An 11,648-nucleotide genomic window follows, 5' to 3' on the forward strand; every position below is an offset into this window, starting at 1 on the left:
AATGCTTGACCTGCTCTTTTCTATGTGATAATATTTTACTGTTATTGATTGTAGCACCCGTGCTACAACCGCACTAAACAGGTTCAAGTATTCGTAGGTTGAATCACCTGTCAAGGCGAGTCTGTATAATTAGAGGAGGTGCAAGTATGTACGCAATTATTGAAACTGGTGGAAAACAAATCAAAGTTGAAGCAGGCCAAGAGATCTTCATTGAGAAGATTGCTGGTGAAGCTGATGAAGTGGTGACTTTTGACAAGGTGCTAATGGTGGGCGGAGATGACGTTAAAGTCGGTGCTCCATTCGTAGAAGGCGCAACTGTAACAGGTAAGGTTGTCAAGCAAGGCCGCGCAAAGAAAATTGTTGTTTTCAAATATAAGGCGAAGAAAAACTATCGCAAAAAACAAGGACACCGTCAGCCATACACGAAAATCGTTATTGACGGAATCAATCTATAATCCGGCATGATACATGTCAGAATTATAAAAGAGCCTTCTGGGCGCATCTCAGTTTTTGAGATGGATGGTCATGCAAACTTTGCAGAACACGGACAAGATCTAGTTTGTGCTGGTGCTTCTGCCGTATCATTTGGAGCGGTGAATGCTATTATGCAATTGACTTCGATTGAGCCTGATGTTGATCAAGGTGCGGACGGTGGTTACTTACGTGTGGCGTTTCCGGTAACGGAACAAGATGCGCAAGTTCAGCTACTCCTGCAAGCAATGATTATTTCTTTACAAACGATTGAATTAGACTATGCAGATTATATAAAATTATCCTTTGAAAAGTAGGAGGTGGCAGCTATGTTACGTTTAGATCTTCAGTTTTTCGCATCGAAAAAAGGTGTAGGTTCTACTAAGAACGGTCGTGATTCACATTCGAAACGTCTTGGTGCTAAGCGCGCAGATGGACAAATCGTTTCCGGTGGATCAATCCTTTATCGCCAGCGTGGAACTAAAATTCACCCAGGTGAAAACGTTGGACGCGGTGGAGATGATACTCTATTCGCAAAAATCGATGGCGTCGTTCGTTTCGAACGTCTTGGCCGCGACAAAAAGAAAGTCAGTGTCTACCCAGCAGCAACGCAAGAAGCTTAATTGGATAGCGTGACGATGTGAAAAGGACTGCACTTGTTGCAGTCCTTTTTCTTATGTCAAGATTGTCGTGGTATGAGCGGATATTAGGGAAGTATGAGCGCTTAGGTTGATTGATTGAGCGAATAGCGAGTGTGTATGATCACTTGTACGTTTCTATGAGCGGATACAAGAATTATTGAGCGCTTGCCGGGAAATAATGAGCGCTTGACTATATAAATTTCTGATTGGCCATATATTTCACGTAAATTGTCACTCGATGAAGATTATTTTAGTGATTTGCGCGTGAAAATGCTATACTAAGAAGTACGAAAACAGCTGGTGGTGAAAAAATGGGGAAGAATGAGCTAAATGTGTCGCAGGCAGTGAGATTTAGTCGACACGATCACATGAATGATCTGCAATTAATCCTCATGAATATTGATATGGGGAAATATTCAGAAGCACGTAACTGCATTCTCGAGAAAACGGGGGACATGCAGCGAGAGGCATTGCTGCAGAGATTGGATATGCCTCTTACTGAGGAATGGATTACGACACTTGGGTGGCGATATCCAGTTCTGAAGGTGCAACTGTATTGTGATATTACAGAAAAAATTAATTCAAGTGAAATTGATCGAGCGTTGGTCGAATACTTGGAACAAGTCGTGCTGGCTGTGGAAGCCAAAATCCAGCGCTATGCAGATTGTCCCGTGACGATTGAAGTCACGACAGAAACTGCTTCTTGGAGTATGCAATTGACATTTACTGAGCTGTACGCGAAGCAACTAGACATCCCAGAATACTCATCTCAGCTTACGGTCGAAGTCCTCGGTGAACCGAATCAATGGACGTTTACCATCAGTGGACAATTAGGAGGATAATAAATTATGTTTGTGGATCACGTTAAAGTATTTGTAAAAGGTGGCGACGGTGGCGATGGTATGGTTTCGTTCCGTCGTGAAAAATATATAGCCAATGGTGGACCATCCGGTGGTGATGGTGGGAAAGGCGCAGACGTCATCTTTATCGTGGATGAAGGATTGCGTACGTTAATGGATTTCCGTTATCAGCGTCATTTTAAAGCAGATCGTGGAGAACATGGTCAAAGTAAAAATATGCACGGTCGTAGCGGTAAGCATATGGTCGTTAAAGTTCCGCCTGGCACAGTCGTCAAAGATGCGGAAACCGATACGATTATCGCGGATTTGGTTGAACATGGCCAACAAGCAGTTATCGCGCGTGGTGGGCGTGGAGGACGCGGTAACAGCCGTTTCGTTACGCCACAGAACACGGCACCAGAGCTTTCTGAAAAAGGAGAGCCAGGTGTTAGTAAGGATATCGTGCTTGAATTGAAAGTTCTCGCAGACGTCGGTCTTGTTGGATTCCCGAGTGTTGGGAAATCAACGTTGCTTTCAGTCGTTTCTTCAGCGAAGCCGAAAATTGCGGATTATCACTTTACTACACTAGTACCGAACCTTGGAATGATCGAAACGGATGATCACCGTACATTTGTTATGGCAGATTTACCTGGATTGATTGAAGGTGCGCATGAAGGAATCGGACTAGGACATCAGTTCCTGCGTCACATCGAACGTACGCGTGTTATCGTGCACGTCATCGACATGTCAGGACTTGAAGGCCGTGAGCCGTTCGACGACTATCAGACGATCAATAAAGAACTTGAGCAGTACAATATGCGATTGACTGAACGTCCACAGATCATTGTGGCGAATAAAATGGATATGCCGGATGCACAAGACAATCTGGAGATATTTAAAGAGGCGCTTGGTGATGAAGAGATTCAAGTGTTCCCGATTTCAGCATTGACGAGAACTGGTTTGGATCCATTGCTGTACGCGATTTTAGATCTGCTTGAAACTACACCGGAATTCCCGATGTTGACTGATGCAGATGAAGAAGATGCGAGCAACTCCGTATTGTATAAACACGAATCAACTGGACCTGATTTCGTTATTTCACGCGACGATGATGGAGCGTTTATGTTGTCGGGTTATACGTTGGAGCGTTTGTTCCAAATGACCGATTTCAACTTCGATCAATCAGTCCGCAAGTTCTCACGTCAAATGCGTGGTATGGGAATCGACGAAGCATTGCGTGAACGCGGTGCGAAAAACGGCGATATCGTTCGTATCATGAGCTACGAATTCGAGTTCTTGGAATAAGGAATGGCTCGTTTTGGGGGGAGCAAAATGGAACAAATCGGGGAAGGTCAGTTTTATTTAGTGCGTGAAGATGTATTGACTGAGTCGATGCAGAAAATGTTGGAAGCTAAACGAATGATGGCAAGGGGCGAAGTGACGACGATCCAAGAAGCAACCAAACGGGTCGGTCTGTCACGCAGTGCCTTCTATAAATATCGTGATGCCGTGTTCCCGTTCGAATCGATCGCACGGGACCGGATCTTGACGATTTTTATTCAACTGGAAGATTTAAAAGGTTCCTTAGCTGTGCTTTTGGAAGTCGTCTCAGAGGCGAAATGTAATGTATTGACGATCCACCAGACGATTCCTGTCCAGGGCCGCGCTAATATTACGTTATCGCTAGATGTGACGGAAATGGAAATTAAAGTAGAAGCATTTTTACAGCGACTTAAAGCACCTCGATTTATTGATTCCGTTGACTTAATTAGTTCAGGGGTTTTCTGACCTCTTAAATCAGTGGGGAGATGAAAGAATCATGACAGAAAAGAAGTATATACCTTCCGTTGCGTATTTGGGACCTGAAGCATCATTCACTCATATTGCAGCGTCTGATTTATTCGGCATGGAAGGCTTAACGCCACGTCCGACGATTCCAGATTGTATAGAAGCGGTGACAGAAGGCCATGTTGCCTATGCAGTCGTTCCGTTAGAAAATGCACTTGAAGGTTCCGTACCGTTAACGATTGATTATTTATTTAATAGTGAAGAATTGTTTATCACAGCTGAAATTTCCACGCCAATTGAGCAGCATATGCTAGTGAATAAATCGCAGATCCATCACTTGAATGAATTGGATTCGATTCAGTCTCATCCGCATGCGTTGGCACAATGTCATAAGTTTTTGCAATATCGTTTCCGCGGAGTTCCATTGATTCAGACGACGTCTACGGCAGCTGCAGCGAAATCTATTTCTGAACAGCCAGACTTACGTGTTGCGGCAATTGGCAACCGTTTGGCAGCAGAAACGTACGGCTTACATATAGCAGAAGAGAATATTCATGACTTCCACTTCAATCACACACGTTTCGTCGTGCTGTCGTTGCGTAAGGAGAAGTTAGAGCATTCGAAGCATGCTTCTTCGATGAAGACGACGTTGATGGTAAAGTTGCCTGAAGACGACCGTCCAGGGATGCTACATCAGATTCTGTCGGTGTTCTCGTGGCGCCGGTTGAACTTGAGTAAGATCGAATCACGTCCATTAAAGACGGGTCTTGGTCATTATTTCTTTATTATTGATATTAACGAGTCGGAGGAACATCCGATGATGAAGGGCGCGATGGAAGAACTAGACGCACTAGGCTGTACAGCACGCTCGTTCGGAACGTACTATGTCTACGAGTCTGGTGAATTTATCTCTTAAGGATAGGCTGGCACGGTATACGTGAGTGGATTGGTGCTACGGAGGGGACGCATATCCCATTCGAGATGGAGCCAACTAGTCACTAGTGCAAAGATATTCTTCGAACGCTTCGCTTTTGCTCCAACAGTATGACTAGTTGATACGTATCAATGTTCATTGCATGTTGGTTTGTAATAGGTAACTGCACTTGAAATAAAACCAGTAAAGCCCCTGAACTTAACTAAGTTCAGGGGCTTTACTAATTCACACATTATCGCAAATAAGAGTTCTATGTCCATCCACTATAAACGTAGGATTAAAGCGGAAGCTCAAGCCACGCCCACCGGAAAAGCGTCCATAGCCGGAGCGGAAATCCCATACACTCTCTAATTGAACTGTCTTCATTCCACCATCCTCTATTCATCAGGATGGTTTTTTATTTGGAATAAACAAGTCCCTGTTGAATATACATAACAAGAGAGGAGGCCTACACATATTGTCACAAAAGTAGGCGTCCGTTCATACGATGGATTGATGGAAGGGGGAATTGTTAGTGGAAGTTCATATTGTCGTCAAGGGTGATACATTATGGAAGATCGCAAGACAATACGGTATACCGTTCGAGGAACTGAAGCGGGTGAATGCGCACCTGGCGAATCCGGACTATATCGTTCCCGGCATGAAAATATTTTTGCCGATGGATAAGAAAAAGCCTCATCATAAAGGTGATCATACGCCACCCCAGGAGAAACCACATGAAAAACCGCACCATGAAAAGCCACACCATGAAAAACCACATGAGAAACCGCATCATGAAGCACCGATGAAGCCGCCACACCAGGAGAAGCCTTCTAAACCGGCACCTCCACAAACGAAACCACCGAAGCATCAAGTGCCGCCGCTACCACAAGCGCCACAGATGCCACAGAGACCACAGTTGCCACCGATGCAGCAGAAGCCTTTGCCACAAGTACCGCCACCGGTCCCAGCACCGCCACCGATGCCGCAACAATCGCAGACTTCACCAGCAGTGCCTCATATGCCGATGCCGCCTATGCAGGCTCCACCGATGTGGCAGGCAGTATTCCCGATTTGCGGTTGGATGCCAATTTTCGATGCGGACTGCCATCCACATATGCCGCAACAACCTATGCAGCCTATGCCGCCGATGCAACCGCCTATGCAAGCGCCAATCAAACCGATGCCGCCCAAAGAATCATCTAAGTGGTGTGAAGAGTCACCCCATCACCATAAACCTGTTCCCGCACCGATGCCGGACGGTTGGCAGTTGATCGAATCGAGTTCATTACACATGAAACCGAATCCGATGCCTCAACCAAAGCCGCCTGTGATGCAGCCAATGCCACAACAGCCGATGCCAATGCCAATGCCGCAACAACCAACGATGCCGCCTAAAGCGGAGACGCCACCGTCATGGTGTCCGTCAAATCAGCCGCATTGCTCACCGAATTGGCCGGTCCAGCCTCAATGGCCGACACAACCGGAATGTATGCCAGCGATGCAATGGATGCCGTATCCACAAATGATGCCGATGCCAATGCCACAGATGCCAATGCCGCCGATGTGGCAACAACCTCCAGGTTATCAGGGTGATTGTGGGTGTAATACACCTCCACAACAGCCGATGCCAATACAGGAGGACTGGCACCGAAACCAGTAACCGCGTATGGCAGACAATCAGCGATTTACCAAAATCAAAAAGAATGTCTGGAAAATGGAATCAGACGGAGCCATGTATTCTGTAAAGAAGTATGCATCACTCGCTCAAGCTGTGAAAGTTCGGCAAGTACATCAATTACTTAGTGCACAACATTTTCCATATATCTTGCCGATTGTCGATAAATCGGATCCTTTGTTAATCATGCAGCCGTGGCTCGAAAATGCGAAAGCGGTCAACTTTAAGCGTAGAATTGACCGTATCGACTCGTTCCGTGCGCTGCAAGCATTACATGATACGAAATATACGATTGATTGGCAGTCGATTTCCTGTCTGCCGCATTATCATATGATTGAGAAGTGGGAAATCCGTCTTGCACGCTTTGAAGAGTTGCGGGAAATGTGTGGGGCGTTTCTTACTTCTTCGACGATTGACCAGCTGTTACAGTATGGACGGGGTGCATTGCAGATTGCCAAAAAAGAACCACCTCCTGTTCACTCTCTGACGCTATTGCATGGCGATGTCGTACATCATAATATTTTGCGGGACTCGACTGGGAATATCCGCTTTATAGATTTTGATTTAGCGTGCCTCGGAACGGAAGAGGATGAACGTGTGTTATGGATGCATCGTGTGTTGCCGCAAATTTCCTATAATCCGACTTTTTTGATGGGGGAGCATCCGGCGCTGCAAACCTTGTCAAACCAGTCGTTAGCGAAGCTTTTATATCCAAATGAAGTACTTCGGGAATGGTTGCATCTGTTGTCATTGCCACTAGCGCAGCAACAACGGATGGCTAGCAAACTTCTGCATTTTACAGATACTGCGCTCTCACATTGGCCAAGATTATGGTATGATATAGAGCGAATGATGAAGTAGGAGGTTTGATCCATGGCAGGCCATTCCAAGTGGAAAAATATCCAGAACAGAAAAGGCGCACAGGATGCAAAACGAGGAAAGATCTTTCAGAAGATGTCGCGTGAAATTTACGTCGCAGCAAAGTCTGGCGGAGACGATCCGGACACGAATCCAGCTTTACGTCTAGCAATCGATAAGTCTAAGAGTGTAAATGTCCCAAATGATGTTATTCAGCGGGCAATTGATAAAGCAACAGGTTCGGGTGCGGATGAAAACTATGAAGAAGTAATTTACGAAGGGTACGGGCCAGGCGGCGTCGCTGTCCTCGTCTATACCCTGACAGAAAACCGCAATCGTACAGCACCCAATATGCGCGTGGCATTCAATAAAAATGGCGGTAGTTTAGGAGAAACTGGCTCCGTCAACTATTTATTTGAACGCAAAGGCCGTTTGTTCATCGAACGTACGCAAGAAACGGACGAGGACGCAGTCATGCTGGCGGCTTTGGAAGCAGGGGCAGAAGATGTTATTTCAACAGAAGATGGATTTGAAATTCTGACGGAACCTTCTGAATTCCTGAATGTAAAAGAAGCGCTTGAAGCGGAAGATTTAGTATTTATTTCAGCAGAAGTAGATATGGTTCCATCCGTTTATGCGGATTTGACCGAAGAGCAACAAGAACAATTTATGAATATGATCGATGCGTTGGAAGACGACGACGATGTACAAAACGTCTATTCTAATGCATCGGATGAGTAATGAATGCATCTAAACGTAGATAAATCAAGGGTTTGAAGAGGGTTTTTATTAAATGTTACATGTAGAAATATCGCTTTTGTTACGATATACATGTATAAATGAACCTGAATTATTTATGACATTCAAAGAGACATTTCCTACAAGTATTGTTGAAAACTTACTTAGTGGGAAGTGTCTTTTTTGTTGTTGGAAGATGTTTTAAAAGAAGTTTTAAAAGAATATATTTATGATATTAAAAGCAAAAACTATTCTGAAAAGGCAAATAGAGGTTTCAAGAATAACAATTTAGCGTCCTTCCAATATATTGCAACAGAATTAGAGTTTAGTGAACTTGAAGGGGCTAAGTCAACTCATATTAAATCCTATTTTATGTATCTGAAAGGAATAGGAAGAAAAGCAACCTACACTAATGGCATATTAAAAAGTGTGAGATCACTGTTTGTTTATTGTGTGAAAGAGGGTTATATCCTTGAAAGAATAATACTACTGTCAAAGGAAACTGATTGTACTTTTCTTTGTAGATACAGGTATACGAGCAAGTGAATTAATCAATATACACCACAATGGTGTACTAGATACAAATATAGAGATTAATTGAAAATGTATAAAATAAAGGTATTTTCTAATTAGTCCAATATTGAAAAAGAACTGAGTATTACAGTTTGGGCTTTGTGTTTTCATACAACATCCCTCTGAACGACAGAGAAATCATTGAGAATCTTAAACGCTAAGAGAGATCAACGGCATGAGCGTTGAATCGATGCTCGAGAAGAACACTTATATCGAGGACATGCAGATGGAGAAGGAGCGTATGATACAAGAGTGGCTGATTGTTGTAGTCAGGTGCGTTTAATGCTCTAGTTGAGTGAAGTGCAAAAGGGTGCAAAAAGAGTAGCAAACTTTGAGTGTGAATTGCGGTGAATAGGGAGAAAAGTGCGAAAAAGTATATATTGCACTGTTATATAGGGAAAATTACAACGAGTGTATCGTGCTAAAAGTGTTAGGACAATCTCAATACAAATTTTAAAATAGTGAAAATTCAAAATAGTATTTCGGAAAACAATTAAATTAACGTCCTTTTAATAGAACACATTTTATTTTTAAAATGGACTTCCAAATTTAGTAGGTATTATGGTAGTATAGAAATAGGATGAAATTGCTAGGAGGGATATATATATTGGATAGTAGTGAAAGTATTAATAAGGAACTGACCCCAAAGAAGAAGAGTAATAAGATCATTATTGTAAGTATTTTAGCTATTGTTATAATTTTAAGTGGAATTTTTGGTGTAATGAAATATCAAAATTTGCAAAAAGAGAAAAAAAAGCAGGAATACGCCACTATCCTAGCAGAAACCTCAGTTGAAATGTATTTTGAATTTTTATTATCAAGTGTTATAGTAGCCAATTACTCCGACGTATGGAGAAACGCTATTGACAAACGAAACGACTTTAGTACAAAAATCAGCGAATATAAAGAGAGATTAACAGAGAATGGAATGATAGAAGCAAGAGAAAAAGGGCGAGAGAAGATAAGAGAGAACATGAAAATACTCCAAAGTCCCCCTGCCGAATATGTGGAAACGTATACACTAATAAAACAAATGTATGGTGTTTATACTAAAATGGTAGATCAGGCGTTGTCGCCTACTGGATCTTTAATTGATTTTAATAGAAAAACCAACGACCTATATAGTCAATTTGAACAACAACAAGAAGAGTTGTTAATTACTTTACCAGCCGATATTAAAAAGTTGAAAGAAGATTACGAGAAAAATAAAGAGGAAGAAAAAGAGGAAGAAAAAGAAATAATTTCAGATTAATTATCTATTGAACACCCTTTCGTTAAGGGTGTTTTTATTATGCATAAAAATGAAATAGAGGAGAAATAGTGTAGATTTAGGTGGCTGATTTTCTCTATTTTTGTGACTTACTTGCAAGGCATTCACTACTTTCCATGGGAACATAATATCGTTAGGTATCGCCTAACTTCACATACATAGTATATGGGAACAGATTTCCCTTATGCTCTTTCCTTATATTTTCACTATTTAGTATTAATCATTGTAATTCAAAATGAAATTCTATGTAGTGGTTTGTACTTACAATATATTAAGCAATCTAACAATTAGAACTTTTTGTATGGTAATATATATACAGGATTATATTACCATAAGGAGAGGTTTTTGTGCGTGAAAGTATATTATTTTTTCCAATACTTCTAATTATTTTAATTGTTGGTTGCAGTAAAAATAATTCTGAGGAGTTAAATAAAAATGATTTAGATGCTGTGGTTAAAGAAGAAAGTAAAGAAGAGCAACAATTAAAAATCGTAGATGACTATAAACGTATACTGGAAGAGGGAAATGAAGAATCTATATTCTTTGACTACTACACTACATTTACTCAAACAGGAGATTACACTAATAGATCAGATGAGATAATTGAAGTGTACAATCTTGCTGTTGAGAGTGCATTTCAAAAATCTAAAGATGATTTTTATAAAAATGAGTATTGGTTTGACTACTCTATAATTGAAGATAGTTTAAATGAAAAGATAATAAATTTCCGTAAGCAAGAAATAGAAAACATAACTAACTCCATGAAATATCCGATCATGAATGGAGAGTACACAAAAGCAAAAGAAGCATATTCACGTTTTATTAAAAATGAATCTACGGATGCAATGTACGAGTATGCAAAAAGTAAAGAATTAGATGAAACGGGCTACGTACCCAGTAACCCATTCGTTAATATCTCACCGTTCTATGATGGTGTTTTATCTGATGAAATATTGGATTATGCATCAGCCATAAATGGATCACTAGGTGTATGGATTGAGAGATATAACTCAATTAATTCAAGAAATTTAGATATTGTTAAAATCGAGATAAAGAATCCGATACTTGGTATGTCTAAAGATGAAGTCCTTAAATCTACGTGGGGAGAACCAGATAAAGTTAATAGAACTGTTACATCATATAGTCAAAGAGAACAATGGGTTTATCCAAACTATAAATATCTTTATTTTACTGATGAAATTTTAACAGCTTTTCAAGATTAATTAAGGTATTATCTCTTTTATGTCGAATTGGTTTTGATATAAGGGGGTGAATGATATGTATAAAGTCAAGAAAGTTACGTTATTAGAAGCGGTTTCCAGCATGAATATAGATGATGTCATTAATAAGTATTTAGAGAACAACCGTCATGAGATAGTAATTGACATTAAATACACTGCCTATTAAACCGACATAGAGGAAGAACATAGGGAAATAAATGGTCCCCGAAGAGAACTAGTACATTCAGCATTACTAGTAATAGGCGAAGAAATATAAAAACTATTTAAGTCACATCTAATAAAATGTACCCTATACGAAAGACACTTTAAAAAAAGTCTATCCTGTGATGTGCACCCAAAAAGTTAGAGCTACAATCTAACTTTTGGGGTGTTTTCTTATGGTTAAATATAGCGAGAAGTTTAAGCTGAAGCTTGTTCAAGAATATCTCGATGGACGATCCGGGTATAAGACATTGGCTAAAAAGCATGGCGTAAAAGCTGATATACAGATAAGGAATTGGGTGAACGCTTATAAAAAGTACGGTGTGGAAGGATTATTTAGAAGGAAAATCCGTGAAGTTTATCCTGTTCAATTCAAGCTGGATGTACTAAGCTTTATGAAAAGGACAGGCGCTTCGCGGTCAGAAACGGCACTTCAC

15 protein-coding genes and 1 other annotated feature are annotated in these 11,648 nt (G+C 41.1%); of the genes, 14 read left to right on the forward strand and 1 reads right to left on the reverse strand.

Features of this window, described 5'->3' with window-relative positions:
• Positions 1-56 precede the first annotated feature (56 nt).
• Positions 57-133, forward strand: a sequence feature (ribosomal protein L21 leader region).
• 13 nt (positions 134-146) lie between these two features.
• The 7 genes from rplU (at position 147) to pheA (ending at position 4,655) form a co-directional block, all read left to right on the forward strand.
• Positions 147-455: a 50S ribosomal protein L21 gene (gene rplU / locus CSV64_RS04485; RefSeq protein WP_085131022.1), complete on the forward strand. Its 309-nt coding sequence runs from the start codon at positions 147-149 to the stop codon at positions 453-455.
• A gap of 6 nt (positions 456-461) precedes the next feature.
• Entirely contained in the window at positions 462-788 is a 327-nt protein-coding gene (locus CSV64_RS04490) for a ribosomal-processing cysteine protease Prp (RefSeq protein ID WP_085131021.1), read from the forward strand.
• A gap of 12 nt (positions 789-800) precedes the next feature.
• The gene (gene rpmA / locus CSV64_RS04495; RefSeq protein WP_083031825.1) at positions 801-1,094 is read left to right on the forward strand and encodes a 50S ribosomal protein L27; all 294 of its coding nucleotides are present in this window, start codon (positions 801-803) and stop codon (positions 1,092-1,094) included.
• Between the two features lie 329 nt (positions 1,095-1,423).
• On the forward strand, positions 1,424-1,954 hold the full coding sequence (locus tag CSV64_RS04500) for a Spo0B domain-containing protein (protein WP_099632992.1): 531 nt from the start codon (positions 1,424-1,426) through the stop codon (positions 1,952-1,954).
• 6 nt (positions 1,955-1,960) lie between these two features.
• Positions 1,961-3,256, forward strand: a complete 1,296-nt coding sequence (gene obgE / locus CSV64_RS04505; protein WP_099632993.1) for a GTPase ObgE — start codon at positions 1,961-1,963, stop codon at positions 3,254-3,256.
• A 27-nt stretch (positions 3,257-3,283) separates the two neighbouring features.
• Positions 3,284-3,739: an ACT domain-containing protein gene (locus tag CSV64_RS04510; protein ID WP_029053700.1), complete on the forward strand. Its 456-nt coding sequence runs from the start codon at positions 3,284-3,286 to the stop codon at positions 3,737-3,739.
• Positions 3,740-3,770: 31 nt separating this feature from the next.
• Positions 3,771-4,655, forward strand: a complete 885-nt coding sequence (gene pheA / locus CSV64_RS04515) for a prephenate dehydratase (protein WP_099632994.1) — start codon at positions 3,771-3,773, stop codon at positions 4,653-4,655.
• Between the two features lie 243 nt (positions 4,656-4,898).
• On the opposite strand, the gene CSV64_RS16610 is transcribed toward pheA, so the two are convergent.
• On the reverse strand, positions 4,899-5,039 hold the full coding sequence (locus CSV64_RS16610; RefSeq protein ID WP_158232981.1) for a hypothetical protein: 141 nt from the start codon (positions 5,037-5,039) through the stop codon (positions 4,899-4,901).
• Between the two features lie 148 nt (positions 5,040-5,187).
• On the opposite strand from CSV64_RS16610, the gene CSV64_RS04520 reads away from it, so the two are divergent.
• The 7 genes from CSV64_RS04520 to CSV64_RS04550 form a co-directional block, all read left to right on the forward strand.
• Positions 5,188-6,315, forward strand: a complete 1,128-nt coding sequence (locus tag CSV64_RS04520; protein ID WP_233190369.1) for a LysM peptidoglycan-binding domain-containing protein — start codon at positions 5,188-5,190, stop codon at positions 6,313-6,315.
• A 6-nt stretch (positions 6,316-6,321) separates the two neighbouring features.
• Positions 6,322-7,191, forward strand: a complete 870-nt coding sequence (locus tag CSV64_RS04525; protein ID WP_099632996.1) for a phosphotransferase — start codon at positions 6,322-6,324, stop codon at positions 7,189-7,191.
• 12 nt (positions 7,192-7,203) lie between these two features.
• Positions 7,204-7,929, forward strand: a complete 726-nt coding sequence (locus tag CSV64_RS04530) for a YebC/PmpR family DNA-binding transcriptional regulator (protein WP_099632997.1) — start codon at positions 7,204-7,206, stop codon at positions 7,927-7,929.
• Between the two features lie 180 nt (positions 7,930-8,109).
• Positions 8,110-8,472 carry a hypothetical protein gene (locus CSV64_RS04535; RefSeq protein ID WP_099632998.1) on the forward strand — a complete coding sequence of 121 codons (363 nt, stop codon included), beginning with the start codon at positions 8,110-8,112 and terminating at the stop codon, positions 8,470-8,472.
• 634 nt (positions 8,473-9,106) lie between these two features.
• On the forward strand, positions 9,107-9,751 hold the full coding sequence (locus CSV64_RS04540) for a hypothetical protein (RefSeq protein WP_099632999.1): 645 nt from the start codon (positions 9,107-9,109) through the stop codon (positions 9,749-9,751).
• Positions 9,752-10,116: 365 nt separating this feature from the next.
• Complete coding sequence (locus CSV64_RS04545; protein WP_099633000.1) at positions 10,117-10,992, forward strand: hypothetical protein; 876 nt, start codon at positions 10,117-10,119, stop codon at positions 10,990-10,992.
• Positions 10,993-11,387: 395 nt separating this feature from the next.
• Positions 11,388-11,648 (forward strand): helix-turn-helix domain-containing protein (locus CSV64_RS04550; RefSeq protein ID WP_143565306.1); only part of this gene is annotated, 261 nt, incomplete at its 3' end.

The sequence above is a fragment of the Sporosarcina sp. P32b genome (assembly GCF_002743335.1).
Taxonomy (GTDB): Bacteria; Bacillota; Bacilli; order Bacillales_A; family Planococcaceae; genus Sporosarcina.